Source organism: Nocardioides humilatus (genome assembly GCF_008373755.1).
Taxonomy (GTDB): domain Bacteria; phylum Actinomycetota; class Actinomycetes; order Propionibacteriales; family Nocardioidaceae; genus Nocardioides; species Nocardioides humilatus.
The window spans coordinates 1,306,535-1,331,568 of sequence record NZ_VUJV01000003.1; the positions used below are offsets into that span (position 1 = coordinate 1,306,535).

General features: G+C 70.4%; 26 protein-coding genes. 4 read left to right on the plus strand and 22 right to left on the minus strand.

Going from position 1 to position 25,034, the window contains the following annotated elements; all coding sequences use genetic code 11:
• Positions 1–48: 48 nt before the first annotated feature.
• Positions 49–1,125, plus strand: a complete 1,077-nt coding sequence (disA, locus tag F0U44_RS14110) for a DNA integrity scanning diadenylate cyclase DisA (RefSeq protein WP_149728898.1) — start codon at positions 49–51, stop codon at positions 1,123–1,125.
• 18 nt (positions 1,126–1,143) lie between these two features.
• On the opposite strand, the gene F0U44_RS14115 is transcribed toward disA, so the two are convergent.
• Positions 1,144–1,962, minus strand: a complete 819-nt coding sequence (locus F0U44_RS14115) for a hypothetical protein (RefSeq protein ID WP_149728899.1) — start codon at positions 1,960–1,962, stop codon at positions 1,144–1,146.
• Between the two features lie 67 nt (positions 1,963–2,029).
• Here F0U44_RS14115 and F0U44_RS14120 point away from each other — a divergent pair, with 67 nt between their 5' ends.
• Positions 2,030–2,896: an HhH-GPD family protein gene (locus F0U44_RS14120; RefSeq protein WP_149728900.1), complete on the plus strand. Its 867-nt coding sequence runs from the start codon at positions 2,030–2,032 to the stop codon at positions 2,894–2,896.
• 72 nt (positions 2,897–2,968) lie between these two features.
• On the opposite strand, the gene F0U44_RS14125 is transcribed toward F0U44_RS14120, so the two are convergent.
• The 8 genes from F0U44_RS14125 to F0U44_RS14160 all read right to left on the minus strand — a co-directional run bounded on the left by F0U44_RS14125 (position 2,969) and on the right by F0U44_RS14160 (position 11,951).
• The gene (locus F0U44_RS14125) at positions 2,969–5,533 is read right to left on the minus strand and encodes an ATP-dependent Clp protease ATP-binding subunit (RefSeq protein WP_149728901.1); all 2,565 of its coding nucleotides are present in this window, start codon (positions 5,531–5,533) and stop codon (positions 2,969–2,971) included.
• Positions 5,534–5,685: 152 nt separating this feature from the next.
• Positions 5,686–6,012 (minus strand): histone-like nucleoid-structuring protein Lsr2, encoded by a 327-nt coding sequence (locus F0U44_RS14130; protein ID WP_149728902.1) that lies wholly within the window; start codon positions 6,010–6,012, stop codon positions 5,686–5,688.
• Between the two features lie 132 nt (positions 6,013–6,144).
• Positions 6,145–6,921 (minus strand): type III pantothenate kinase, encoded by a 777-nt coding sequence (locus F0U44_RS14135; protein WP_149728903.1) that lies wholly within the window; start codon positions 6,919–6,921, stop codon positions 6,145–6,147.
• On the minus strand, positions 6,918–7,838 hold the full coding sequence (gene nadC, locus F0U44_RS14140; protein ID WP_149728904.1) for a carboxylating nicotinate-nucleotide diphosphorylase: 921 nt from the start codon (positions 7,836–7,838) through the stop codon (positions 6,918–6,920). Before nadC ends, F0U44_RS14135 begins: the two co-directional genes overlap by 4 nt.
• Entirely contained in the window at positions 7,835–9,523 is a 1,689-nt protein-coding gene (locus F0U44_RS14145) for an L-aspartate oxidase (RefSeq protein ID WP_149728905.1), read from the minus strand. The genes nadC and F0U44_RS14145 overlap by 4 nt, the downstream gene beginning before the upstream one ends.
• A gap of 39 nt (positions 9,524–9,562) precedes the next feature.
• Entirely contained in the window at positions 9,563–9,982 is a 420-nt protein-coding gene (gene panD / locus F0U44_RS14150) for an aspartate 1-decarboxylase (RefSeq protein WP_149728906.1), read from the minus strand.
• Positions 9,982–10,905, minus strand: a complete 924-nt coding sequence (panC, locus tag F0U44_RS14155; RefSeq protein WP_149728907.1) for a pantoate--beta-alanine ligase — start codon at positions 10,903–10,905, stop codon at positions 9,982–9,984. The genes panD and panC overlap by 1 nt, the downstream gene beginning before the upstream one ends.
• 5 nt (positions 10,906–10,910) lie before the next feature.
• Complete coding sequence (locus F0U44_RS14160; RefSeq protein WP_438616488.1) at positions 10,911–11,951, minus strand: Rossmann-like and DUF2520 domain-containing protein; 1,041 nt, start codon at positions 11,949–11,951, stop codon at positions 10,911–10,913.
• 37 nt (positions 11,952–11,988) lie between these two features.
• On the opposite strand from F0U44_RS14160, the gene F0U44_RS14165 reads away from it, so the two are divergent.
• Complete coding sequence (locus tag F0U44_RS14165) at positions 11,989–13,098, plus strand: glycosyltransferase family 2 protein (RefSeq protein ID WP_246160460.1); 1,110 nt, start codon at positions 11,989–11,991, stop codon at positions 13,096–13,098.
• Positions 13,099–13,104: 6 nt separating this feature from the next.
• Here the strand turns inward: F0U44_RS14165 and F0U44_RS14170 are convergent, their stop codons facing one another.
• The 3 genes from F0U44_RS14170 to F0U44_RS14180 all read right to left on the minus strand — a co-directional run bounded on the left by F0U44_RS14170 (position 13,105) and on the right by F0U44_RS14180 (position 15,618).
• Positions 13,105–14,046, minus strand: a complete 942-nt coding sequence (locus F0U44_RS14170; protein ID WP_149728910.1) for a glycine betaine ABC transporter substrate-binding protein — start codon at positions 14,044–14,046, stop codon at positions 13,105–13,107.
• A 172-nt stretch (positions 14,047–14,218) separates the two neighbouring features.
• Positions 14,219–14,914, minus strand: coding sequence for an ABC transporter permease (locus tag F0U44_RS14175; protein WP_149728911.1), 696 nt, complete (start codon positions 14,912–14,914; stop codon positions 14,219–14,221).
• Complete coding sequence (locus tag F0U44_RS14180) at positions 14,911–15,618, minus strand: ABC transporter permease (protein WP_246160461.1); 708 nt, start codon at positions 15,616–15,618, stop codon at positions 14,911–14,913. The genes F0U44_RS14175 and F0U44_RS14180 overlap by 4 nt, the downstream gene beginning before the upstream one ends.
• 4 nt (positions 15,619–15,622) lie before the next feature.
• On the opposite strand from F0U44_RS14180, the gene F0U44_RS14185 reads away from it, so the two are divergent.
• On the plus strand, positions 15,623–16,618 hold the full coding sequence (locus F0U44_RS14185) for an ABC transporter ATP-binding protein (RefSeq protein ID WP_246160462.1): 996 nt from the start codon (positions 15,623–15,625) through the stop codon (positions 16,616–16,618).
• Positions 16,619–16,628: 10 nt separating this feature from the next.
• On the opposite strand, the gene F0U44_RS14190 is transcribed toward F0U44_RS14185, so the two are convergent.
• The 10 genes from F0U44_RS14190 to F0U44_RS14235 form a co-directional block, all read right to left on the minus strand.
• On the minus strand, positions 16,629–17,225 hold the full coding sequence (locus tag F0U44_RS14190; protein WP_149728913.1) for a hypothetical protein: 597 nt from the start codon (positions 17,223–17,225) through the stop codon (positions 16,629–16,631).
• 10 nt (positions 17,226–17,235) lie between these two features.
• On the minus strand, positions 17,236–17,751 hold the full coding sequence (locus tag F0U44_RS14195; protein WP_149728914.1) for a DUF3180 domain-containing protein: 516 nt from the start codon (positions 17,749–17,751) through the stop codon (positions 17,236–17,238).
• Positions 17,748–18,320: a 2-amino-4-hydroxy-6-hydroxymethyldihydropteridine diphosphokinase gene (gene folK, locus F0U44_RS14200; protein WP_149728915.1), complete on the minus strand. Its 573-nt coding sequence runs from the start codon at positions 18,318–18,320 to the stop codon at positions 17,748–17,750. Before folK ends, F0U44_RS14195 begins: the two co-directional genes overlap by 4 nt.
• A complete protein-coding gene (folB, locus tag F0U44_RS14205; RefSeq protein ID WP_149728916.1) occupies positions 18,313–18,708 on the minus strand; it encodes a dihydroneopterin aldolase in 396 nt (131 codons plus the stop codon). The genes folK and folB overlap by 8 nt, the downstream gene beginning before the upstream one ends.
• Positions 18,705–19,520, minus strand: a complete 816-nt coding sequence (gene folP / locus F0U44_RS14210) for a dihydropteroate synthase (protein ID WP_149728917.1) — start codon at positions 19,518–19,520, stop codon at positions 18,705–18,707. Before folP ends, folB begins: the two co-directional genes overlap by 4 nt.
• Positions 19,521–19,528: 8 nt before the next feature.
• Positions 19,529–20,104: a GTP cyclohydrolase I FolE gene (folE, locus tag F0U44_RS14215; protein ID WP_246160492.1), complete on the minus strand. Its 576-nt coding sequence runs from the start codon at positions 20,102–20,104 to the stop codon at positions 19,529–19,531.
• Between the two features lie 51 nt (positions 20,105–20,155).
• Positions 20,156–22,261: an ATP-dependent zinc metalloprotease FtsH gene (gene ftsH / locus F0U44_RS14220; protein ID WP_438616489.1), complete on the minus strand. Its 2,106-nt coding sequence runs from the start codon at positions 22,259–22,261 to the stop codon at positions 20,156–20,158.
• A gap of 134 nt (positions 22,262–22,395) precedes the next feature.
• Complete coding sequence (gene hpt / locus F0U44_RS14225) at positions 22,396–22,947, minus strand: hypoxanthine phosphoribosyltransferase (protein WP_149728920.1); 552 nt, start codon at positions 22,945–22,947, stop codon at positions 22,396–22,398.
• 5 nt (positions 22,948–22,952) lie between these two features.
• Positions 22,953–23,942 carry a tRNA lysidine(34) synthetase TilS gene (tilS, locus tag F0U44_RS14230; protein ID WP_149728921.1) on the minus strand — a complete coding sequence of 330 codons (990 nt, stop codon included), beginning with the start codon at positions 23,940–23,942 and terminating at the stop codon, positions 22,953–22,955.
• Between the two features lie 7 nt (positions 23,943–23,949).
• Positions 23,950–25,023 carry a zinc-dependent metalloprotease gene (locus F0U44_RS14235; RefSeq protein WP_246160463.1) on the minus strand — a complete coding sequence of 358 codons (1,074 nt, stop codon included), beginning with the start codon at positions 25,021–25,023 and terminating at the stop codon, positions 23,950–23,952.
• Positions 25,024–25,034 lie beyond the last annotated feature (11 nt).

The following is a 25,034-nucleotide window of genomic DNA, read 5'->3' on the forward strand; positions in this document are numbered from 1 at the left end:
AGGTTGCCCTCGACCGGGTGACGACCCGGCCGACGATGGGAGTGTGTTGTGGCGGAGCGGCCGGGCGATCTTCGCCTCCGCGAGACCCTGGCGTCGATCGCGCCCGGCACCGGGTTGCGCGATGGCCTCGAGCGCATCCTGCGCGGCCGCACCGGCGCGCTCATCGTCCTCGGACGCGACAAGGCAGTCGACGGCATCTCCACCGGCGGCTTCGAGCTCGACGTGCCCTTCACCGCCACGGGGCTGCGCGAGCTGGCCAAGATGGACGGCGCGATCATCATCGACCGCGACATCACCCGGATCATCCGCGCCGCCGTGCACCTGATGCCCGACCACACGATCCCGTCGGAGGAGACCGGCACCCGGCACCGCACTGCCGACCGGGTCGCGAAGCAGACCGGCTTCCCCGTCATCTCGGTGTCGCAGTCGATGCAGATCATCGCCGCCTACGTCGGCGACACCCGCCACGTCCTCGAGGACTCCGGCCAGATCCTGTCCCGTGCCAACCAGGCGCTAGCGACGCTGGAGCGCTACAAGCTCCGGCTCGACGAGGTGTCCGCGACCCTGTCGGCCCTCGAGATCGAGGACCTCGTCACCGTCCGCGACGTCGCCGTGGTCGCGCAGCGGCTCGAGATGGTGACCCGGATCGCCCGCGAGATCGACGACTACGTGCTCGAGCTCGGCACCGACGGACGCCTCCTCGCCCTCCAGCTCGAGGAGCTCATCACCGGCGTCGACGTCGAGCGTGAGCTCGTGATCCGCGACTACGTGCCCTCGCGCAAGCGCAGCCGCGACCCCGACGAGCTGCTCCTCAAGCTCGAGGGACTCTCGGCGACCGACCTGGTCGATCCCGCCTCGGTCGCCCGAGTGCTGGGCATCGGCGCCGGCGAGCACCTCGACGGCGCTGTTGCACCCCGCGGCTACCGCCTGCTCACCAAGGTCCCCCGGCTGCCCGGCGGTGTCGTCGAAGGTCTGGTCGACCACTTCGGCACCCTGCAGAAGCTCCTGTCCGCCGGCATCGACGACCTCCAGGCTGTCGAGGGCGTCGGCGAGCTGCGCGCCCGGAGCGTGCGCGAAGGCCTGTCCCGCCTCGCCGAGTCGACGATCCTCGAGCGCTATGTGTGATCGGCTGACTGCCGACCGCTAGCGGCGAGGCTCGTTCGTCGAGGTGTCGGACGGGTTGCCGGTCGCGTCGTCCTGCTGACCCTGGTCGCCACCCGCGCCGTTGTTGTCGCCCTTGTCGCCCTTGGGGTGCCGGTGGGGGTGCGGGGTGATCGTGACGGTCTCGGCGACCGGAGCGGCGAGGTCGAACTCGGACCCGGCCGGTTCGCCACCCAGCGCAGAGGTCGAGATCGAGAACTTGCCGGGCATCAGCCACTGACGGCGGTGGGAGCAGGACGAGTCGGACTCGTGGGCGTCCCAGGTCATCTGCACCAGGGTCGCCACGACCCGGCGGACGACGATGGACTCCGAGGGGATCGGCTCGGGGCACTCGCGCGAGGACCAGATCTCACGACCACCCTTGGTGATCTTGACCGTGACCTTGTCGGAGCCGATCCGGAAGTAGCAGGCGTCGGCCTGCACCGTGCGCACATTGAGACCGATGGTGACCGGTCGCCCGGCCACTGCTCCGCTGACGACCGGGGTGATCCGGACGTCGGCTGGCTCACAGTTGCCCTGCGGGTCGACGAGGATCGTGGGGTCGAAGGTCGGACCCTGCACCGCGCCGGTGTTGCGGCGCTTGCCCTTGCCGTGCTTCTTCCGCTCCTTGACCGTGATCGTCTGCGACGGCGTCGTCTCGCCCGACACCTGGCGTGCGGCCGGGGCGTCGTCCTTGCCGTCGCTGCCGCCGGAGAGCACGTTGCCGATGACGAAGACCATCGTCGCGGCGAGCGCGAGCACGAAGAGCCGACGTCGCCAGTAGACGCCCGCGGGCAGCGGGCCACGGGTCATCGGCGGCATGGTCTGAGGTTAAGGATTGGTGGTCCCGGATCCGTGGAGGCGCGGCGACCAGGGGAGAATCAGCCCGATGTCCGAACTGGTGGAGCCGATCCTTGATTGGTACGACGCCCACGCCCGCGACCTGCCGTGGCGGCGCGAGGGTGCGTCGGCCTGGTCGGTGATGGTCTCGGAGTTCATGCTGCAGCAGACGCCGGTGGTGCGGGTGCTGCCCGTCCACGAGGCCTGGCTCGAGCGCTGGCCGACACCGGCCGACCTCGCGGCCGAGTCGAGCGGCGAGGCGGTCCGCGCCTGGGGCCGGCTCGGCTATCCGCGCCGGGCCCTGCGGCTGCACGCGGCGGCGGTCGCGATCGTCGAGGAGCACGCGGGCGTCGTACCTGACTCCTACGACGTGCTCCTCGCCCTCCCCGGCGTCGGCGACTACACCGCCGCGGCGATCGCGTCGTTCGCCTACCGGCAGCGTCACGTCGTCCTCGACACCAACGTGCGTCGGGTCTTGGGGCGGACCGTGTCCGGCGTGGAGTTCCCGGCTCGGTCGGTCACGAAGGCCGAGCGGCTCGTCGCGGCGGAGCTGCTCCCGGCGGACGCCCCGACAGCAGCGACCTGGTCGGTCGCGGTGATGGAGCTCGGCGCCCTCGTGTGCACCGCCGACCGCCCCCGCTGCGAGAGCTGTCCCGTGGTCACGCTGTGCGCGTGGCACGGGGCCGGTCGCCCGGCGTACGACGGCCCGGCCCGCACTGTGCAGACCTACGCCGGCACCGACCGCCAGTGTCGGGGCCGACTGCTGGCAGTCCTGCGCGACGCTCCGGGGTCAGTGCCGAAGACCCAGCTCGACGCAGCGTGGGACCTGGCTGACCAGCGCGAGCGCTGCCTGGCCTCCCTGCTGGCCGACGGACTGGTGGTCGAGGCCGGCGACGGCCGCTACGCGCTCCCCTGACCCCACCCGAAATCAGCGATGGCGTCCGATCGCAGTCATCTGGTGACTGCGATCGGACGCCATCAGCGTCGGCTACTCCGCGGCGGTCGAACCGTCCTCGACCTGGGTGGCCGGACCGTCGGGACCGGCCTCGATCGCGGTGGTCTCGAGCGGCGGCATGTCGGGCAGCTCGCTGACCTTCTGACCCTCGAAGGTGAACGACGCGTCGGGACCGTCACCATCGACGTCGACCAGCACGATCTGGCCGGGGCCGACCTCGCCGTAGAGCATCTTCTCGGCGAGGATGTCCTCGATCTCGCGCTGGACCGTACGGCGCAGCGGACGCGCACCGAGCACCGGGTCGAAGCCGCGCTGGGCGAGGAGGTTCTTCGCCCGCTGCGTCAGCTCGATCCGCATGTCGCGGTCACGCAACCGGACCTCCACCGCGGCGATCATGTTGTCGACCATCGCGATGATCTGCTCCTGCGACAGCGGCGGGAAGACGATGATCTCGTCGACACGGTTGAGGAACTCCGGGCGGAAGTGCTGCTTGAGCTCCTCCGACACCTTCGCCTTCATCCGCTCGTAGGAGCCGGCGGCGTCACCGGTCTGCTGGAAGCCGAGGTTGATGCCCTTGGCGATGTCGCGGGTGCCGAGGTTGGTCGTCATGATGATGACGGTGTTCTTAAAGTCGACGACCCGGCCCTGGGAGTCGGTCAGGCGACCTTCCTCCAGGATCTGCAGCAGGCTGTTGAAGATGTCGGGGTGGGCCTTCTCGACCTCGTCGAAGAGGACCACGGAGAACGGCTTGCGGCGCACCTTCTCGGTGAGCTGGCCGCCCTCCTCGTAGCCGACGTAGCCCGGAGGCGAGCCGAAGAGCCGCGAGACGGTGTGCTTCTCACCGAACTCCGACATGTCGAGCTGGATGAGCGCGTCCTCGTCACCGAAGAGGAACTCGGCGAGCGTCTTGGACAGCCAGGTCTTACCGACACCGGACGGGCCGGCGAAGATGAACGACCCACCGGGACGCTTCGGGTCCTTCAGACCCGCACGAGTACGGCGGATAGCGCGGCTGAGTGCCTTGACGGCCTCGTCCTGGCCGATGACCCGCTTGTGGAGCTCGTCCTCCATCTTGAGCAGTCGCGTGGACTCCTCCTCGGACAGCTTCACGATCGGGATGCCCGTCGCGACCGCCAGCACCTCGGCGATGAGCTCCTCGTCGACCTCGGCGACCTCGTCCATGTCGCCCGCGCGCCACTGCTTCTCGCGCTCGGCCTTCTTCAAGATGAGCTGCTTCTCCTCGTCGCGCAGGCGCGCGGCGGCCTCGAAGTCCTGACCGTCGATGGCGGCCTCCTTGCGCTGCCGCACCTCGGAGATCTTGTCGTCGTATTCACGCAGGTCGGCGGGGGCGGTCATCCGACGGATGCGCAGGCGCGAGCCCGCCTCGTCGATGAGGTCGATCGCCTTGTCGGGGAGGAAGCGGTCGGAGATGTAACGGTCGGCCAGCGTCGCCGCCGAGACCAGTGCCTCGTCGGTGATCGTCACCCGGTGGTGGGCCTCGTAGCGGTCGCGCAGGCCCTTGAGCATCTCGATCGTGTGGGCGATCGACGGCTCGGCGACCTGGATCGGCTGGAAGCGACGCTCGAGCGCGGCGTCCTTCTCGAGGTACTTGCGGTATTCGTCGAGCGTGGTCGCGCCGATCGTCTGGAGCTCACCGCGCGCCAGCATCGGCTTGAGGATGCTCGCCGCGTCGATCGCGCCCTCGGCCGCACCCGCACCGACCAGGGTGTGGATCTCGTCGATGAACAGCACGATGTCGCCGCGGGTGCGGATCTCCTTCAGCACCTTCTTGAGGCGCTCCTCGAAGTCACCGCGGTAGCGGCTGCCGGCGACGAGCGCGCCGAGGTCGAGGGTGTAGATCTGCTTGTCCTTGAGCGTCTCGGGGACGTTGCCCTTGACGATGTCTTGCGCCAGGCCCTCGACGATCGTCGTCTTGCCGACGCCGGGCTCGCCGATGAGAACCGGGTTGTTCTTCGTGCGGCGCGAGAGGATCTGCATGACCCGCTCGATCTCCTTCTCGCGACCGATGACCGGGTCGAGCTTGCCCTCGCGGGCGTCCTGGGTCAGGTTGCGACCGAACTGGTCGAGCACCAGCGAGGAGGACGGCGCATCGCTGCTGCCGCTGCCGGTCGAAGCCGCCGAGGAGCCGGACTCCTTGCCCTGGAAGCCGGACAACAGCTGGATGACCTGCTGGCGGACCCGGTTGAGGTCGGCGCCCAGCTTCTGCAGCACCTGGGCCGCGACGCCCTCGCCCTCACGGATCAGGCCGAGCAGGATGTGCTCGGTGCCGATGTAGGAGTGGCCCAGCTGCAGCGCCTCGCGCAGGGACAGCTCGAGAACCTTCTTGGCGCGCGGCGTGAAGGGGATGTGACCGCTCGGCGCCTGCTGGCCCTGGCCGATGATCTCCTCGACCTGGGCACGGACGGCCTCGAGCGAGATGTCGAGGGACTCCAACGCCTTGGCGGCGACACCCTCGCCCTCGTGGATGAGGCCCAGGAGGATGTGCTCGGTCCCGATGTAGTTGTGGGAGAGCATGCGAGCCTCTTCTTGGGCCAGCACGACCACCCGACGGGCTCGGTCAGTAAACCGCTCGAACATAGTTGCTCCTCCACCATCAGGCACACGTCACGGGGCGTACGACGGGTACAACTCCCGTCGACAGCCTACGCGTTCCGTGTCACGGAGAAATCTCGTCCGCTGACAGCGAAATCGCTGCCAGCGGACGAGACGCAGATGAGCGGCAGCCGAGGTCAGTGCGCGGCGTCGTAGGCCTCACGCACGTCGGCCGGGATCCGGCCGCGGTCGGGCACCTTGTGCCCGTTGGCGCGGGCCCAGTCGCGGACATCCTTGGCCGAGACGCCACCGGCCGGAGCCTTCGCCGCGGAGCGGCCGCGGCGAGCGCCGCCGACCTTGCGAGCGTGACCGACGTAGCCCGCGAGGGCGTCACGGAGCTTGGCCGCGTTCTTCTCGTTGAGGTCGATCTCATACGAGCTGCCGTCGAGGCCGAAAGCGACCGTCTCGGATGCCTCGGAGCCGTCGATGTCGTCGACGAGAACAATGTTGACGCGCTGTGCCATTGCTGGAGCCTTTCCCACAAATCAATGATTCGAAATTGCGGTCGTCCCCTCCGACCGATTACTGGGAATAATGCCCTATTCGAAGATTGGAGAAAAGTCGGCGATATCGACCTGTGGAAAAGCGTAGGAATATTACTTGGAGTTGCGGACGAAAACATTCTCCAGGCCGCGAAGGGTGAGCCACGGCGAGTGGTCGGTGAAGCACCGGCACTCCTCGACGACCAGGGGCGCGAGATAGCCCGTCGCGATCACGCGCACGTCGGCAACGTCGACCCCGAGCGAACCGATGATCCGCTCCACCATGCCTTCGACCTGGCTGGCCACACCGAAGACCATCCCCGACTGCAGGGCTTCCACTGTGTTCTTGCCGATCACGCCGCGCGGGCGGGCCAGCTCGACCATGCGCAGCTGCGCGCCGCGACGACCCAGTGCCTCCAAGGAGATCTCGATACCGGGCGTGATCGCGCCCCCCACATAACGACCCTGCGCATCGATCACGTCAAACGTCGTCGCGGTGCCACCGAAGTCGACGACCACCGCAGGGCCGCCGAAGTCGGTCGCGGCGGCGAGCGCATTGATGATGCGGTCGGTGCCGACCTCACGTGGATTGTCGACCAAGATGGGCACGCCGGTGCGGACTCCGGGTTCGACGACCACGTGCGGGATATCGCAGAAATGCCGCGCCAACATCTCGCGCCAGGAATTCAGCACCGCAGGAACGGTGGCGCAGACCGAGATACCGGTGATGTCGTCGGCCTCGGCGCCGAGCAGGCCGCGCAGGAGGACCGCCCACTCGTCGGCGGTGCGGTGCTCGTGGGTCGAGACGCGCCAGTGCGACCCGACCTCACCGTCGCTGATCAGGCCCAGCACGGTGTGGGCGTTGCCGATGTCGACGGCGAGGAGGGTCACGGCTCGGTCCTGAAGTCCAGCCCGAGGTCGAAGACGTTGACGGAGTGGGTCAGCGCGCCGACGGAGATGAAGTCGACCCCGGTCGCGGCGACCTCCTTCGCGCGGTCGAGGGTCAGCCCGCCGGACGCCTCGAGCACCGCCGCGCTTCCCGCCGCCTCGTTGATGCGGACGGCCTCGCGCATGTCGTCGGTGCTCATGTTGTCGAGCAGGACCTCGGTGCACCCGGCCGCGAGCACGGCGCGCAGCTCGTCGAGGTCCATCACCTCGACCTCGACCCGCAGGCCGGGGTTGGCGGCGACGACGGCCCGGTAGGCCTCGACGACCCCGCCGGCAGCGACGGCGTGGTTGTCCTTGACCATCGCCCGGTCGACGAGGCTGAAGCGGTGGTTGACCCCGCCGCCGCAGCGGACGGCGTACTTCTGCAGTGCGCGCCAACCCGGCAGCGTCTTGCGGGTGTCGAGCACCCGGGCGCCGGTGCCGTCGATGGCGTCGACCCATGCGGCCGTCGCGCTCGCGACGCCCGACAGGTGCGATGCGAAGTTGAGGGCGGTGCGCTCGGCGGTCAGGACGCCCTTCACCGGTCCGGCGACGGTCAGGACGACGTCGCCGGGGCGGACCCGCGTGCCGTCGGCCACCCGGCCGCTGATCTCGACCTCCTGGTCGAGCGCGTAGCGGAAGGCGAGCTCGGCGATCGCGAGGCCGGCGACGACGCCCGACTCGCGCGACCCGATGTCGGCGACCGCGTGGCCCATCTCCGGCATCGCCGCGCTGGTGACGTCGTCGGCGCCGCCCGGCAGGTCCTCGGCGAAAGCGAGCGCGACGTGGTCGTAGACCGCACGCGGGTCGAGGCCCGCGGCCGCAATCTCCTCGATCAGGGCACCCGGGAGGCGGTCGTACGGCGTCCGGACGATGCTCATGCGTCGGGCTCCTGCGTCGGGAGGTCGATGTCGGTGGCAGCTGCCGGGTGGAACGTCACGGTCGTCGCGCCGTCGCTCATCACGACGTCGAAGTGCCCGGCCCAGTGCGCGTCATCGCGCTCGGGGAAGTCGTCGCGCCAGTGCGAGCCGCGGGTCTCCTCGCGCAGGGCCGCCGCGTCGGCCAGGGCGGCGGAGATGGTGATCAGGTTGGTGGTCTCCCAGGAGGCCTGGTCGACCTGCTCGGCGGCGTTGCCCGAAAGCTTGTCGAGCAGTGCGGTCGCCTCGGCGAGGCCCTCGGCGGAGCGCAGCACACCGGCACGGGACGTCATCGTCTCCTGCAGGTCGCGGCGCGCGGCGCCCGAGACCAGACCTTCGGTCCGCTGGTCCGGGGCGACCTCGGTCCACGGCCGGAGCTCGTCGGGCAGGACCGCCGCGATCCGACGCGAGAAGACCAGTCCCTCGAGCAACGAGTTGGAGGCCAGCCGGTTGGCGCCGTGGACACCCGAGCAGGCCACCTCGCCGGTGGCGTAGAGACCAGGCAGGTCGGTGCGGCCCTCGAGGTCGGTGCGCACGCCGCCGGAGGCGTAGTGGCAGGCCGGCGCGACAGGGATCAGCTGGGTCACCGGATCGACGCCGTGGGACCGGGCCGTGGCGAGGATGGTCGGGAAGCGGCGCTCCCAGAACTCCGCGCCGAGGTGTCGGGCATCGAGCCACATGTGCGGCCGACCTGTCTCGAGCATCCGCTTCATGATCGCCTTGGCGACCACGTCGCGCGGAGCGAGGTCGGCGAGCTCGTGGACGCCCTGCATCAGGCGGTTGCCCTCGTCGTCGACGAGGAAGGCGCCCTCACCGCGGACGGCCTCGGAGATCAGCGGCTGCTGGCCGCGCGAGTCGGGCCCGAGGTACATCACCGTCGGGTGGAACTGCACGAACTCCAGGTCACGCAGCGTCGCACCCGCTCGCAGTGCGATCGCCATGCCGTCGCCGGTCGAGACGACCGGGTTGGTGGTCTGCGAGAACACCTGGCCGAGGCCGCCACTCGCCAGCACCACGGCGCGGCAGTGGACGGCACCGACACCGTCGCGCACGCCCTCGCCGATGACGTGGAGGCTGACGCCGCTGACTCCGCCGTCGGTGCCGAGCAGCAGGTCGACCGCCAGTGCGTGCTGGATCACCTCGATGTCGGGGGCTGCCTCGATGGCCGCGATGAGCGCGCGCTGGATCTCGGCGCCCGTGGCGTCACCGCCAGCGTGCGCGATCCGGTCGCGGTGGTGTCCGCCCTCGCGGGTCAGCGACAGCGCGCCGTCGTCGTCGTGGTCGAAGTTGGTGCCGAGAGCGATCAGCTCGCGTACGGCGTCGGGACCCTCGGTCACCAGCACCCGGACGGCTTCCTCGTCGCACGCTCCTGCGCCCGCGACCAGGGTGTCGGCCTCGTGCTCCTCCGGGGTGTCCTCCGGCCCGAGCGCTGCGGCGATGCCGCCCTGGGCCCACTGGGTCGAACCCGCGTTGAGCACGTCCTTGGTGACGACCAGGATCTTGTCGACGCGACCACGCAGCCGCAGGGCGGCAGTCAGACCGGCGACGCCGGACCCGATGATCACCACGTCGGCGCGGATGGTCCACCCGGGCGACGGCGCGGTCAGTCGTCCGGGCAGACGCCGGGTGGTGGCGGGGACGTCGGGCATCCGAGCAGGCTAGCGGTCAGCGAGGTGGGGTCCGGGGCCTCAACGAGCCGCGGTCAGGTCGCCGCGCAGCAGGCTCGCGTCGCCGAACGTGTCGGCCGGGTCGGCGCTGGTGCCCATGATCTTGTTGTCGGCGTCGACGAAGACGACGTGCGGCTGGTAGGCCTTCGCCTCCTCGGTGGTCATCTGGCCGTAGGCGATGAGGATCACCAGGTCGCCGGGGTGCACCAGCCGAGCGGCAGCACCGTTGATGCCGATCACGCCCGAGCCGCGCTCACCCGCGATCGTGTAGGTCTCCAGCCGGGCACCGTTGGTGATGTCGACGATGTGGACCAGCTCGCCGGCGAGCAGGTCGGCGGCGTCGAGCAGGTCCTCGTCGACGGTGACCGAGCCGACGTAGTGCAGGTCGGCCTGCGTCACCGTGGCGCGGTGGATCTTCGACTTCATCATGGTGCGCAACATCAGTTGCTCCCCTCGGTGCTGCTGGTCAGAGTGGCTGGCTCCCCGATGGTGAGGGCCAGGTTGTCGATCAAGCGGGTGGTGCCGACCCGCGCGGCGATGAGCGCGCGAGCCGAAGTGCCAGGAGTTGCGTCGACCGGCAGCTCGGCCAGGTCGGTCGCACGGATCTCGAGGTAGTCGAGGTCGATCCCCGCGCTGCGCTGCAGCTCGGCCTGGCCTGCGGCGAGGGCGGCGGCATAACCCTGGTCGGCGGCATCAGCTGCGCGCCGCAGGGCACGGTTGAGCGCGACGGCCTGCTCGCGCTGGACCGGGTCGAGGTAGCGGTTGCGGCTGGAGCGGGCCAGGCCGTCCGGTTCGCGGTCGGTCGGCGCGCCGACGATCTCGATGCCGAGGCAGAGGTCGCTGACCATGAGTCGGATCAGTGCGAGCTGCTGGTAGTCCTTCTCCCCGAACACGGCGACGTCGGGTCGCACCAGTCCGAAGAGCTTCGCAACGACGGTGAGCACGCCGCGGAAGTGGCCGGGCCGACTCGCGCCCTCGAGCACGTCGCCGAGCGGACCGGGATCGACGGTGACCGACTCGGTGGTGATGCCTGCGGAGACCCCACCGGGATAGACCTCGCTGACCGTCGGCGCGAACACGACGTCGACACCTTCACGACCGCAGACGTCAAGGTCGTCGTCGAACGTGCGCGGATAGCGGTCGAGGTCCTCGCCGGGAGCGAACTGGAGCGGGTTGACGAAGATCGAGACCACCACCGAACCGTCGGGGCCGACCTGATCGCGCGCGCTGCGCATCAGGCTGGCGTGCCCCTCGTGCAGCGCACCCATCGTCGGCACGAAAGCCACGCGGCCGGGACGCGAGAGTCCTGCGGCGAGCTCGGCGCGCGTGCGCGCGACAATAGGCGTCGTCGTCGCCGTGGTCATCGGGATCAGTGGTCCTGGTGGCGCGAGGTCGGGGCGACCGCGGCGTCGAGGAGGCGCAGGATGCTCAGGGCCCGGATCGGGAGGACCCGGCCGTCGGTGACGGCGCGGTCGAGGGTGGCCCGGGCCATCGCGACGTAGGACGGCAGCGTGTCGGGGCGGTTGGCCTTGATGTCCTCGAGGTGGGCCTTCACGGTCTGCACGTCACCGCGCACGATCGGCCCGGTCAAGGCGGCGTCGCCGCGCTCGAGCGCGTTGTCGAGCGCCGCCTCGAGCAGGGGGCGCAGGGTGCCGGCGGGGTCGGCGGAGCCGGCCGCGGCCAGGAGGTCCATCGCCTCGCTGACCAGGGTCACCAGGTGATTGGCGCCGTGGGCGAGACCCGCGTGGTAGAGCCCGCGCATCTCCTCGGGCACCCAGGTCGGGCGGCCGCCGAGCTCGCGGACGAGGTCCTCGGCGAGCAGCCGCTCGTCCGGACCGGCAGTGAGGCCGAAGACGCAGCCGTCGAGGCGCTCGAGGTCGACCGAGGTGCCGGTGAAGGTCATGGCCGGGTGCAGCGCGATCACGTGGGCACCGACCGCTGCGGCAGGCGCGAGCACGGCCAGGCCGTGACGGCCGGAGGTGTGGACGACGTACTGGCCCTCGCGGAGCGACCCGGAGTCGGCCAGCACGCGCACCACGTTGGGGAGCATGTCGTCGGGGACCGTGAGCAGCAGCAGGTCGCACGAGCGGGCGACGGCGCTGGGCTTCATGAGCGGTACGCCGGGCAGGAGCGCAGCGGCGCGATCGCGGGAGGCGTCGGACTCACCTGCGGCGGCGATGATCTCGTGGCCGGCCTCGCGAAGGCGAGCAGCCAGGACGGCGCCGACCTTGCCGGCACCCACCACACCGATGGACAGCATCGTTTGCTTCGAACCTTTCCGTTCCAATCCCTCCGACCACCTGCTCACGCAGGCCGGGGTGGGTACCGGACGTTGCTCATTCGATGGAACCAAGCGTAGGCGCAAACGATGCCCGCGCGACAGGTCTCGTCCGAGTGACCTGAGCAACACGACCTGGGACAGGTGTGACTTGAGTAGATTGCTGTGCGTGTTCGGACGCCGGAAGACCCCGCTGGTCAGCGTGGTGGTCCCGGCCTACGACGTCGCCGCCTACCTGCCTGCCTGCCTCGACAGCCTGCTCGCGCAGAGTCTCACCGAGCTGGAGGTCGTGGTCGTCGACGACGGCTCGCCGGACGCGTGCGGCGCCATCGCCGAGGAGTACGCCGGCAGTGACCCACGGGTCCGCGTGCTGCACATCCCCAACGGCGGACTGGGCGCGGCGCGCAACGAGGGCGCCCGCCACGCCCACGGCCGCTACCTCGGCTTCTGCGACGCCGACGACCTGATGACCCCACGCGCCCTCGAGCTCATGGTCGCCGCGGCGCGCGAGCTCGACGCCCCCCTCGTGACCGGCAACGTGGTGCGCTGGGAGGCGGACCGCCCGGTCCGGATGCCGTGGATGGACCGGCTGCACGCCGATCGCGGGGCCGTCAGCATCGACGAGGTGCCCGAGCTCCTCGGCGACGTCTTCGCGTGGAACAAGCTCTTCAGGCGGGACTGGTGGGACGCCTCGGGACTCACCTGGCCCGAGCGGCTCCGCTACGAGGACCAGCCCGCGACGACCGATGCCTACCTCCGCGCCGGCCGGATCGCGATCGTGCCCGAGGTCGTCTACCGCTGGCGGGTGCGCGACGACGGCACGTCGATCACCCAGCAGCGCGGCACGATCACCGACCTGACCGACCGTTGGATCACCAAGCGGATGGCGATCGCGTCGGTCGAGGCCCACGGCGTCGCTGCGGTCACCGACGCGTTCCGCGAGCGCGTGCTGCCCGGTGACATGTGGCAGTACTTCATGAACATCCCGGACTGCTCCGACGAGTGGTGGGAGCTCTTGGTCACCGGGGTCCGCGACCTCTGGGGTCCGGAGCACTCGCTCACCGGCGTCTCGCTGCCGCCCATGCACCGCCTGGTCGGCTGGCTCGTGGAACAGGACCGGCGCGAGGATGCCGCGCACGTCATCACCTACGCCCGGCGACTGGGGGCTCCCCTACCGCGGGTGCCGCTCGAGGGCGGCGGTGTGCGGGTCGACGTACCGGGTCTCAACCCCGCCACCGTGGCCCCGGAGGCGCTGCGCCTCCGGGACCACGAGAGCTGAGATCGATCAGTCGACGAGGCCGTTGTCCTCGAGGAACTTCTCGGCGACGTCTTCAGGCGACTCACGGTCGACGGTGACCTGGGCGATCAGCTCGCCGAGGGTGGCGTTGTCAAGGGCGGCCATCAGGGCGTTGAGCGGCGCCTCGACGTCGGGGTGGTCGGCGAGGAAGTCAGAAGACACGGCCGGCACCAGGTTCTGGGCCGGCTGGATGCCCCGGTCGTCCTCGAGCAGCACCAGGCCCTGGTCGTCGAGGGTGCCGTCGAGCGTGCCGGTCTGGCCGAGCTGGGACTCACCGTCGATCACCGACTGGTAGGTCTGCGGCGACGCGTAGCCCAGCGGCAGCAAGGTGATGTCGATGCCGTAGACGTCGATCAGGCCGGCCTCGCAGTCGTCGCGGCCCGTGCAGTCGGGGGCAGCGGCGAGGGTGATCGACTGACCCTCGAGGTCGGAGAGCTTGGTGACGCCGTTGTCGTCGGAGTAGGCCTGGGTGACGAAGTAGGCGTTCTGCGAGGCGGCCCCCGACGTGTCGAGGAGGGTGATGCCCTTGTCGTCGAGCAGCGGCTGCATCGCCTCGAGGGTGGCGTCGAGGTCGCTGCTGCTGATCGGCGCGGCGTCCTCGCCGTTGGCGTCGGTGTTGAGCTGGTCGCCGAGGCCGGCGACGTATTCGGGGACGATGTCGACCGAACCGGGGAACTCGGAGAGGTAGGCCGAGCGGGTGTCGACGAGCTTGGTCTCGACGTCGTAGCCGAGGTCGTCGAGGATCTCGGCGTACATCGCGGTGACGAGGGCCGCCTCGTCGAAGCTCTGGCTGGCGAGGGTGACCTTCCCCCCGCCCGAGCTGTCGTCGTTGGCGTCGTCGTCCTTGGCGAGGTCGTCGCCCGAGCAGGCTGCGGTGAAGAGCAGGCCGCCAGTCAGGGCGGCCGCGAGGAGGGAACGGCGAAGAGTCATGCGCGCCACCCTAGATGGGTGAGCCGACGCCGTCGTGCAAGTGAGCAACACTCAGGTCGTGCGATGGCAAGGCGGAGGAGGGAGCCGGGACGGAGTCCCGGCGACTGACGACAACGCAGCAAGCGTGCGGGCTGAGCGTTGCGCAGCGCGCGACGGCGTCGGCTCACCCATCTCAGGGGCGTCGACCGACAGGCGCTCGCACAATGCGTTGAGCGCTTGCGGCAGCGATCTCCAGCAACAGTGCGACGACGGCGACCACCAACGCCGCTCCGATGCCCTCGCTGTAGTGGTTGCGGGCGAAGCCGGACACGATGATCGCGCCCACACCGGGGCCGGCGACGAGGGCGGCGATGGTCGCCGTCGCCCACACCTGCACCAGCGCGAGCCGGACGCCCGACAGCACCAGCGGGAGCGCGAGTGGCAGCTCGACCCGCCAGAACCGCTGCGCTCCGGACATGCCCATCCCGTCGGCCGCCTCCAACACGTCGGCGGGCACCTCGCGCACGGCGGTGTAGGCGTTGGTCACCAGCGGAGGCAGCGCGAAGAGGCCGAGGGCGATCAGGGTGGCGAGCCCGGCGCGGCCGTAGGGCCCGAAGTAGGCCGGCCCGGGCCAGTCGGCCGTGACGAGCACCGCGAGCAGGGCGAACGTCGGGATCGCGCGGCCCATGTTGGAGACGTTGACGGCGACGAAGCCGCCGCGGCCCAGGTGGCCGAGCCAGAGCGCCAGCGGCAGGGCGACGACGAGGGCGAGCCCGAGCGCCGTGACGGTGAGCAGGAGCTGCTCCACCAACCGGTCGAGGAGCGCCCCGTCGCCGGTCCAGCTGGAGGCCGTCGTCAGGTAGTCCCAGGTGAGACCGAAGAGCGTCATCGCGTCGCCCGCCCGGTCGATCGGGTCCAGGGCGTCAGCAACCGCTGGAGGACGACGAGCGCGACGTCGAGCACCAAGGCGATCACGACGCACAGGACCGCGGCCGTCACCAGCTCGGCTCGGAAGTTGCGCTGGACCGCGTGGGAGATCAGGTCACCCAGACCGCCGTACGACACCAGGGTGCCGACGGTCGTCAGCGCCACCGTCGAGACCGTCGCGACCCGCAGCGACGCGACCAGCACCGGGAGAGCGAGCGGCAACTGCACCTTGAGCAGCAGCCGGGTCGAGCCGTAGCCCAGCCCGACCGCCGACTCGACGACCTCCTCGGGCACCGACCTCAGGCCGTCGAGGAGGCCACGCACCAGGATCGTGAGCGCATAGACCGCGAGTCCGATGACCACGGTGGTGGCGGACAACCCGGTGAAGGGAACCAGCAACGGGAAGAGCGCGAGCGACGGGATCGTGTAGAGGCCCGTGCTGACGCCGAGGACGGTCGACTCGAGCCGCGGGAAGCGGCGCGCGAGCAGGGCGAGCGGGAAGGCGAGGACCAGACCGAGGAGCACGGCCGCGACCGTGATCCGCAGGTGCTCGGTGGTCGCGGCGATGATGTCGGCGTGCCGGTCCTCGACGTATTGAGCGCACCACCACTCGTTGACGAAGGCGCTGTAGCAGCTGGGCTCCGTCGTGGCTGCCACTAGGGTCACGGGCATGGACGCTACCGCGCCCCTCCCCCCGGACCCGATGATCCGGCTCAGCGGCGTGAGCAAGACCTACGACGACGGCACCGTCGCCGTACGCGAGCTCTCCCTCGAGGTCGGGCGCGGTGAGCTCGTCTGCCTGGTCGGTCCGTCGGGCTGCGGCAAGTCGACGACGTTGAAGATGATCAACCGGCTGGTCGAGCCGAGCACGGGCGTCATCGAGATCGACGGCCAGGACGTCACCCACGTCGATCCGGTGCGGCTGCGGCGCGGCATCGGCTACGTCATCCAGCAGGTCGGCCTCTTCCCGCACCAGAAGATCACCGCCAACGTGATGACCGTCCCGCTGCTCTACGGGGAGTCGAAGGCGACCGCGAGGGAACGCGCCCACGAGCTGATGTCACTGGTCGGGCTCGACCCCGAGCAGTACGGCGACCGCTACCCCCACCAGCTCTCCGGAGGTCAGCGGCAACGGGTCGGCGTGGCCCGCGCGCTCGCGGCCGACCCGCCGGTGCTGTTGATGGACGAGCCGTTCGGTGCTGTCGACCCGGTGATCCGCGGCCGGCTGCAGGAGGAGTTCCGCCGGCTGCAGCAGGAGCTCGGCAAGACCGTCGTGCTGGTCACCCACGACATCGACGAGGCCGTGCTGCTCGGTGACCGGGTCGCGGTCTTCGCTGACGGCGGGCGCCTGTTGCAGTACGACACCCCTGCCCGGCTGCTCGCCCACCCCGTCGATGACGAGGTCGCCACGTTCGTCGGCGCCGAGCGCGGGCTGCGGCGACTGTCGGTCACCCGGATCGACCCCGCCCAGCTCGATCCGGTCGACGGAGTCAAGGCCGCCGAGCTCGGCGCAACGATCGCCGTCGACGCGACCCTCGAGGAAGCGCTCGCGCTGATGCTCCGCGACGACCGGGCGATGCTCGGGGTCACCGACGGACCGACCTTCGTCGGTGTGCTCACCCCCGCGGGCGTCCACCGCTCGTTGCGGAGCGCGCTGCGGGAGTGAGGTTGCGCGGTCAGGCGCCCTTGCGGACCTGGCGCGAGGCGAGGGCGGCCTCGGCGGCCTCCCACTGGGCGGTGAGGGTGTCGACCTCGGCCTCGAGCTCGGCAACGCGTACGACGGCCTGGGTGGCTCGGTCCTCGGCGTCGACGAGGCGTTCGCCAACCCGGGCGCGCTCGCGCTCGGAGGTCGAGAGCTGCTCCTCGACGCTGCTGAGGCTGCGGCGCGCCTCGGCGAGCTCCTGGGCGGCCTCGCCCAGTCGCCGCTCGAGTCGCGACACGACCGCGTCGCGGCGGGCGAGGCGACCCTGCATGTCGGCGGCGAACTCGACGCCCTCGGCGGCGCGGCGGCCGTCGAGCTCGCGGAAGGCCTGAGCCTGGGCGGCGCGCTCGCGGGCGCCGTCGACGCGCACCGTCATCAGCTCGGTGTGGGTGATCTTGGTGGCGGCCGCGCCGAGGACCACGGCGCAGGCGCCGGCCAGGGTGACGGCCAGCCAGGAGCCGGTGACGGCGCTGGAGGCGACCGCGAGACCGGCCGCCAGGAGGAGAAGGACGGCGACCACGAGCCGGGTCGACCGCTGACGACGGCGGGAGCTGCCCGCGGTGGTAGTCATGTGACTGACGTTACGCGTTGTTATTCGTGTTTCTAATGCGACACGCTCGCTCGAGGAGCAGTGCAGCGACCACACCGAGCAGGCTCGCGCCCGCAGCGGCGAGCGAGTGCCACATCCGGTCGTCGGCCAGCTCGGCCGAGTCACGGAGCCAGCTGAGGGCGTAACCGAGGTAGCCGCCGCCCGCGAGGGCAGCGACCAGCGCGCTCGCCCGCGCCAGCACCAGCCGGTTGACCGCCTGGTGGGGCTGGAGGCGTTCGTGGCGCACGTGGACGGTCCGGTGGGTCACCCAGGCGACGTAGCCGAGGATCGCGGCCAGCAGCACCAGCGCCAGCGGCTGCGCCCAGGTCACCAGCGGCGGGACCCGCCCGACGCGGTCGCTGAGCGGGTGCAACGCCCACCCGAGGACCAGACCGGCCAGCGCCCAGCCGAGGAGGACCGGAGGCGACGTCGGTCGCAGCGAGCCCTCGAAGGGCTCCTGCTCCTCCGGCCGCTCGCCGGACCGATCAGGCTCCGGCTGATCCCTCACTCGTCGTACTCGAGCACCAGGTCGTCGCGGCGGGCCAGGCCCTCGGTGCCGACCTTGTCGAGCAGGACCGACACGGCACCCAGGTCAGGGATCTGCGCGTCGGGCTCGAGGTCGAGCCACGGCTGGAGGACGAACGCCCGCTCGTGGGCCTGCGGGTGCGGCAGCTTGAGCGCGTCGGTGTCGCTGCGCCGGTCACCCACCACGATCAGGTCGACGTCGAGCGTGCGCGGCGCGTTGATGCCGTGGCTGCGGTCGCGGTCGTAGGCGTCCTCGATCGCCAGCGCCCGGTCGAGCAGGCGGTTGGCCGCGAGGGTCGTGTCGATCAGGACGATCGCGTTGAGGAACTTGGGGGAGTCGGGCGGGCAGTCGATCGGCTCGGTCTCGTAGACCGGCGAGACACCGGTGACCCAGACGTCCGGGGTGTCCGCGAGCGCGTCGACGGCGCCCTGGAGGTTGGAGAAGCTCTCGCCGAGGTTGGAACCGAGGGCGACCACCACACGACGGATCGGCCGCATCTCACCCGTGAGGGTGTCGGCATCGATGATGTGGGGGTTGGGGGTCTCAGTCATCGGCCTCTCCCTTTCGGGGGGATGTCGGTGGTCGGTGGCGGGTGATCGTCAGTGTGACGTCGCCGAACTTCGCCTCGATCGGAGCATCTGGTTTGTGCACGGTCACCCTGGCCCATTCAACACGAGGGTCCAAGAGGCAGACATCGGCGATCCGGCCCGCGAGAGTCTCGATCAGGTCGACCGGATCCCGGCTGACAGCCGCCGCTACCTGCGCGACGAGACTTCCGTAGTCCACCGTGTCGCGCAAGTCATCTGACGCAGCTGCCGGGGTGGTGTCGATGCCGAGCGTCAGGTCGATGACGAAGGTCTGCCCTTCCCGACGCTCGTGCTCGAACACTCCGTGGTGTCCCCAGCACTCGATGCCGAGCACGCTCAGCTCATCTGTCATCGGTGACTCTCCCATCGTCGTACGGCGGCCAGCACGTCGCGCGTCGCGCGGACGTCGTGCACCCGCACGCCCCACACGCCGTCGAGAGCCAGCCGGGTGATGATCGCAGCGTGCGCGAGCTCGCGCTCGTCGACCGGGCGCGGGGTGCCGTCGGCGGCGGCGAGCAGGGCGCCCAGGAAGCGCTTGCGGCTGGCGCCGACGAGCACGGGAAAGCCGAGGTCGCCGATCACGTCGAGGTGCGCGAGCAGCTCCCAGTTCTGCTCCGCGTCCTTGGCGAAGCCGATGCCCGGGTCGAGCACGATCCGCTCGTCGGGCACCCCCGCCGCCCGGATGGCATCGACTCGGTCCTGCAGCTCGCGCGCGACGGCGGCAGCGACCGGGCCGTCGTAGTGGGTGAACTGCTGCATGCGGTCGCTGTGGGCACGCCAGTGCATCGCGACGTACGACGCCGTGCTGGCCGCCACGACCGCGAGGATCTCCGGGTCGGCGAGACCGCCCGAGACGTCGTTGACGATCGTCGCGCCCGCCGCGAGGGCGGCCGCGGCCACTTCGGCCCGCATCGTGTCAACCGACACCGTCGCCCCGTCGGCCGCGAGGGCCTCGATCACGGGGACGACCCGCGCGAGCTCCTCGCTCACCAAGGGCCGGGTCGCACCGGGCCGGGTGGACTCGCCGCCGACGTCGAGGATGTCGGCGCCGTCGGCGAGAAGGGCACGCCCGTGGGCGATCGCGCGGTCGGCGTCGAGGTAGCGCCCGCCGTCGGAGAACGAGTCGGGCGTGACGTTGACGACGCCCATCACCAGCGGGCTCATCCTGCGTCCTAGCGGGTGCCGTGCATGATGAGGCTCATCGCCTCTTGGCGGGTGGCGGCGTTGTGCATGGTGCCGCGGATCGCCGAGGTGATGGTGCGGGCGCCGGCCTTGCGGACGCCGCGCATCGTCATGCAGAGGTGCTCGGCCTCGATCACCACGATCACGCCTCGTGCCTCGAGGATGTTCATGAGGGCGTCGGCGATCTGCGTGGTCAGCCGCTCCTGGACCTGCGGGCGCTTGGCGTAGACGTCGACGAGCCGCGCGAGCTTGGACAGGCCGGTGATCTTGCCGGACTCGGCCGGGATGTAGCCCACGTGTGCGACACCCGTGAAGGGCACCAGGTGGTGCTCGCACATCGACCACAGCTCGATGTCGCGCACGAGCACCATCTCGTCGTGTCCGAGGTCGAACGTCGTGGTGAGGACGTCCTCCGGTCGCTTGCGCAGCCCGGCCGTCACCTCGGCGTAAGCCCGGGCGACACGCGCCGGAGTCTCCAGCAGGCCCTCGCGATCGGGGTCCTCGCCGATGGCGATCAGCAGCTCGCGGACGGCCGCCTCGGCGCGCGCCTGGTCGAAGGCGGGCACGTCAGCGGGGTCGCGCTCCGGCGTGTGGATCGGGTCAGGCACGCAGGCAGCCTAGAGGGACGGCGGAGTGGGGTTGTCGGTCGGCGGAGCCACCGGGGTGCCGCCGAAGACGTCGCCGCCCGGCCCGGGAGGCGTCAGCACGGCGCCGGCGTCCTCGTCCTCAGGCTTGGTGCCGTTGCCGTTGCTGGCCTGGTTGGCGATCGCGTCGGCTCCGCGCTTGCGGATCTCCTCGGGGATCTCCACCGGCGGCTGGCTCGAGGGCACCCGGGTCGGGGAACCGGTCCACGCCGGCCGCACCGGACGCCGCCGGAGCGGCTCGAAGATCGCAGCCACCTCGGCCTTGTCGAGGGTCTCCTTGTCGAGCAGCTCCAGCACGAGCGCGTCGAGCACGTCGCGGTTCTCCGCGAGGATGTCGAAGGCCTCCTGGTGGGCAACGGCGAGGAACTTCTTGGTCTCCTCGTCGATGATCGCCGCGACGTCCTCGGAGTAGTTGCGCGTGTGGCCGATGTCGCGACCGAGGAACGGCTCGGCGTTGGACTCGCCCAGCTTGATCGCACCGAGGCGCTCGGTCATGCCGTATTGAGTGACCATCGCGCGCGCCAGGCTGGTCGCCTTCTCGATGTCGTTGCCCGCACCGGTGGTCGGGTCGTGGAAGATCAGCTCCTCCGCGGCCCGGCCGCCCAGCATGTAGGCCAGCTTGTCCTGCATCTCGCTGCGGGTCTGGGAGTACTTGTCCTCGTCCGGCAGCACCATCGTGTAGCCGAGCGCACGGCCTCTCGGCAGGATCGTGATCTTGTGGACCGGGTCGGTGCCGGGGAGCGCCGCGGCGACGAGGGCGTGGCCGCCCTCGTGGTAGGCCGTGATCAGCTTCTCCTTCTCCGACATCAGTCGCGAGTTGCGCTGCGGTCCGGCGATCACGCGGTCGATCGCCTCGTCGAGCGCGGTCGGCACGATCTGCTTCTGGTTGTTGCGCGCCGTGAGGAGCGCCGCCTCGTTGAGGACGTTGGCCAGGTCGGCACCGCTGAAGCCGGGAGTGCGGCGAGCGACGTTCATCAGGTCGACGTCGGCGGCGAGCGGCTTGCCCCGCGAGTGGACCTCGAGGATGCGCTTGCGGCCGGCCAGGTCGGGCGCGTCGACGCCGATCTGACGGTCGAAGCGGCCCGGGCGCAGCAGCGCCGGGTCGAGCACGTCGGGACGGTTGGTGGCCGCGATCAGGATCACGCCACCCCGGACGTCGAAGCCGTCCATCTCGACGAGCAGCTGGTTGAGCGTCTGCTCGCGCTCGTCGTGACCGCCGCCCATGCCGGCGCCGCGGTGGCGACCGACGGCGTCGATCTCGTCGATGAAGACGATGGCCGGAGCATTTTCCTTGGCCTGCTCGAAGAGGTCGCGGACGCGGGAAGCACCCACACCGACGAACATCTCGACGAAGTCGGACCCGGAGATCGAGTAGAAGGGCACGCCCGCCTCGCCGGCAACGGCGCGCGCGAGCAGGGTCTTGCCGGTGCCCGGAGGCCCGTAGAGCAGCACGCCCTTGGGAATCTTGGCGCCGACGGCCTGGAACTTGGCGGGCTCCTGGAGGAACTCCTTGATCTCGCCGAGCTCCTCGATCGCCTCGTCACAGCCCGCGACGTCGGCGAAGGTCGTCTTCGGCATGTCCTTGCTGATCATCTTGGCCTTGGACTTGCCGAACTGCATCACGCCCCGGCCGCCGCCCTGGACGTTGTTCATCAAGAAGATGAAGAGCAGCACGATGAGGGCGAAGGGCAGCAGCGTGGCGAGGAGCGAGCCGAGCAGGCTCGGCTGCGGGTTCTCGGAGTTGGACTTCTCGATGGTGCCGAGCTGGACCTGCTTGTCGACGGCATCGATGATGCCCTCCTGCTGGCCCTGGATGTAGTGGGCCATGACCCGCTCGCCGTCGTCACGGACGCCGTCGTCGAGGGTCGCCTCGATGGTCTGGTCGCCGTCGATGAAGGTGATCTCCTTGACCTCACCCTCAGCGATGTACTTGCTCATCGTCGAGGTCGAGACCTCGTCGTAGCCACCGCCGGGCGCGAGGAACTCCAGGGCGAGGAGAACTGCCAGGACCGCAACCACGATCCACAGCCAGGGACCCCTGAAAACACGCTTCACAGACTCATCCGCTCCTACCAGCACATTTGAACCGACGACGTTACCCGTCGTCGTACGGGTTCATCATCGCAGCCCGGTGGTAGGACAGAAGTCCTAACGACTCAAGGCCCGTCCGGGTGACCCCGGATCTAGTCAGATCCGACTAGGACCGATGGGACTCAGGAGTACACGTGGGGCGCGAGCGTGCCGATGTCGCGCAGGTTGCGGTAGCGCTCGCGGTAGTCGAGGCCGTAGCCGACGACGAACTCGTTGGGGATGTCCCAGCCGACGTACTTGACCTCGACGGGCATCTGCAGCGCCTCGGGCTTGCGCAGGAGGGTGCAGATCTCGACGCTGGCGGGGCCGCGCGAGGAGAGGTTGGAGGTCAGCCACGAGAGCGTCAGGCCGGTGTCGATGATCTCGTCGACGATGACCACGTGGCGACCGGAGATGTCGGCGTCGAGGTCCTTGAGGATCCGCACGACGCCCGAGGACTTGGTGCCGGAGCCGTAGGACGACACCGCCATCCAGTCCATCTCGACGTGGCGGCCGAGCGCCCGGGCGAGGTCGGCCATGACCATCACGGCGCCGCGCAGGACGCCGACGATCACGAGGTCCTTGCCGTCGTAGTCGCGCTCGATCTCCTGGGCCAGCTCACCGAGCCGGTCGAGGATCTGCTTCTCGGTGAACAGCACCTCGACGAGGTCCTTCTCGACTGCCCCAGAGTCCATGGCGCTCAGGATGTCATAGGGGTGGGTCGGAACCGGAGATGGCCGTCGGCGCGATACGCCGTGACATGGCCCGGCAAGCGGACCTCGCCCCTGATCTCGCCCGCAGCGAGGTCGACGAGGGCGCGCACGTGGAGGTGGGCGAGCTCGCTGTCGATCGCCCCCGCTTCGAGTGCGGCGAGCCGCAGCACTCGCGAGGCGACCGCTCGGTAGTGGTCGTGGAGAGCCCGGAGCGGGATGCCACCGGTCCCATCAGGGCCGCGGAGGGCGGCGTACGCCGCCTGGGCGATCGCGTCGAGCGCCTCGACGTCGTCGCGGACCTGGTCGGCCGTCCGCGCGAGCGCCGCGGCGACGCCGGGGCCGAGGTGCTCCTCGAGGACCGGGAGGACCGTACGTCGTACGCGCACCCGGGTGTAGCCGGGATCGTCGTTGTGGGGGTCGTGCCACGGCTCGAGGCCCTCCACCTGGCAAGCCGTGAAGGTGTCGTCGCGGGTCACGTCGAGGAGCGGCCGGGCGTAGCGGTCGTAAGAGCGGCGCATCCCGGCCAGCGAGCGCCCACCCGAACCGCGGGCCAGGCCGAGGAGCACGGTCTCGGCCTGGTCGTCGCGGGTGTGCCCGAGCAGCACGAGCGCCGCTCCTGCGTGCTCACGCAGCTGCTCGAGGACGTCGTAGCGGGCCTGTCGGGCGGCCGCTTCCGGCCCCAGCCCCTCGGCCGTCACCTCGACGCGGACCGTTGCCGTCTCGTCGACCCCGATCGCCGCGAGCTGGGCCACCACCCGGGCGGCCTGGTCGGCCGAGCCCGCCTGGAGCCCGTGGTCGACGGTCGCGCCGATGACCCGCAGCCCGAGCTTGTGCCCCTCGAAGACCGTCGCCGAGGCGAGCGCGAGGGAGTCGGCGCCCCCGGAACAGGCGACGAGTACGACGTCGCCCGGCTCCAGGCCCGACAGCACGGCACGCACGCCGCGTCGGCAGGCGGCGACGGCGGGGTGGAGAGTCACGGCTGCCTCAGCCGAGCACGCGGCGGACCCAGCCCTCGGGGTCGGCCAGCTCGGCCTTCGAGGGCAGGTGCGCAGCGTCGGTCCATACGGCGTTGAACTCGTCCATGCCGACCTTGTCGACCACCGCGCGGACGAAGTGGGCACCGTCGCGGTACTGGGCCATCTTCGCCTCGAGCCCGAGCAGGCGTCGCAGGATCCGATCGAGCGGGCCGATGCCCTGGCGACGCTTGGTGAACTTCGCGCGGATGTCGTCGACCGACGGGATCACCTGCGGGCCGACGTCGTCCATCACGACGTCGGCGTGGCCCTCCAGCAGCGACATCATCCCGGTCACCCGGTCGAGGATCTCGCGCTGCTCCGGGGTGCTGAACATGTCGACGATGCTGCCGCCGTTGCGACCGCTCTTGATCGCCTCGGTGACCCGCTCGATGCCGCCGTCGAGGAGCGACGCGGGCTCGAGGGTCTCGCTGATCGCGTTGATCTCCGAAAAGAGGTGGTCGCGCATCCACGGCACCGCCGTGAACTGCACCCGGTGGGTCTCCTCGTGCAGGCACACCCACAGCCGGAAGTCGGTCGGGTCGACGCCGAGCTCGCGCTCGACGTGGACGATGTTGGGCGCGACCAGCAGCAGGCGGCCGGCCGGCTCGTAGAACGGGTCGAACTGACCGAGCACCTTGCCGGCGAGGAAGCCGAGCAGGCCACCGACCTCGGCACCGGTCACCTTCGACCCGACGAGCTGGGCGATCCGGCCGGGCTCGCGCTTCTCGACCATCTTGCGCATCATCGCGCCGGTCGCGACCTGAAAGGCGTCGGCGTTGGCCTGCACCCAGCCGGGCCGGTCGACCACGAGCACCGGCGCAGTGCCGTCCGGGGCGTCGAGACCGGTGAAGTCGCGGACCAGCCCGGTGCTCTTGCCGGCGTCGGCCCGGAGCTCGGCCACCGCCTCGTCGGCCTCGGCCCTGCTCACGCTCGGGCCGTCGCCGGCCAGCATCGAGCCGATGGTCACCGCGAGCGACCAGTCGACCATGTTGCTTCCGGGGTTGCTCCCGGGGTTGCTTCCGGAGGCCGCCTCGCTCGTCATGCGGTGAAGCG

Coding starts and splice junctions, on each gene's coding strand:
- F0U44_RS14115 (WP_149728899.1), bottom strand. CDS start 1,962: ATGCCGCCGATGACCCGTGGCCCGCTGCCCGCGGGCGTCTACTGGCGA.
- F0U44_RS14120 (WP_149728900.1), top strand. CDS start 2,030: ATGTCCGAACTGGTGGAGCCGATCCTTGATTGGTACGACGCCCACGCC.
- F0U44_RS14125 (WP_149728901.1), bottom strand. CDS start 5,533: ATGTTCGAGCGGTTTACTGACCGAGCCCGTCGGGTGGTCGTGCTGGCC.
- F0U44_RS14130 (WP_149728902.1), bottom strand. CDS start 6,012: ATGGCACAGCGCGTCAACATTGTTCTCGTCGACGACATCGACGGCTCC.
- nadC (WP_149728904.1), bottom strand. CDS start 7,838: ATGAGCATCGTCCGGACGCCGTACGACCGCCTCCCGGGTGCCCTGATC.
- F0U44_RS14145 (WP_149728905.1), bottom strand. CDS start 9,523: ATGCCCGACGTCCCCGCCACCACCCGGCGTCTGCCCGGACGACTGACC.
- panD (WP_149728906.1), bottom strand. CDS start 9,982: ATGTTGCGCACCATGATGAAGTCGAAGATCCACCGCGCCACGGTGACG.
- panC (WP_149728907.1), bottom strand. CDS start 10,905: ATGACCACGGCGACGACGACGCCTATTGTCGCGCGCACGCGCGCCGAG.
- F0U44_RS14170 (WP_149728910.1), bottom strand. CDS start 14,046: ATGACTCTTCGCCGTTCCCTCCTCGCGGCCGCCCTGACTGGCGGCCTG.
- F0U44_RS14175 (WP_149728911.1), bottom strand. CDS start 14,914: ATGACGCTCTTCGGTCTCACCTGGGACTACCTGACGACGGCCTCCAGC.
- F0U44_RS14185 (WP_246160462.1), top strand. CDS start 15,623: ATGGACGCTACCGCGCCCCTCCCCCCGGACCCGATGATCCGGCTCAGC.
- F0U44_RS14190 (WP_149728913.1), bottom strand. CDS start 17,225: ATGACTACCACCGCGGGCAGCTCCCGCCGTCGTCAGCGGTCGACCCGG.
- folK (WP_149728915.1), bottom strand. CDS start 18,320: ATGACTGAGACCCCCAACCCCCACATCATCGATGCCGACACCCTCACG.
- folB (WP_149728916.1), bottom strand. CDS start 18,708: ATGACAGATGAGCTGAGCGTGCTCGGCATCGAGTGCTGGGGACACCAC.
- folP (WP_149728917.1), bottom strand. CDS start 19,520: ATGAGCCCGCTGGTGATGGGCGTCGTCAACGTCACGCCCGACTCGTTC.
- hpt (WP_149728920.1), bottom strand. CDS start 22,947: ATGGACTCTGGGGCAGTCGAGAAGGACCTCGTCGAGGTGCTGTTCACC.
- F0U44_RS14235 (WP_246160463.1), bottom strand. CDS start 25,023: ATGACGAGCGAGGCGGCCTCCGGAAGCAACCCCGGGAGCAACCCCGGA.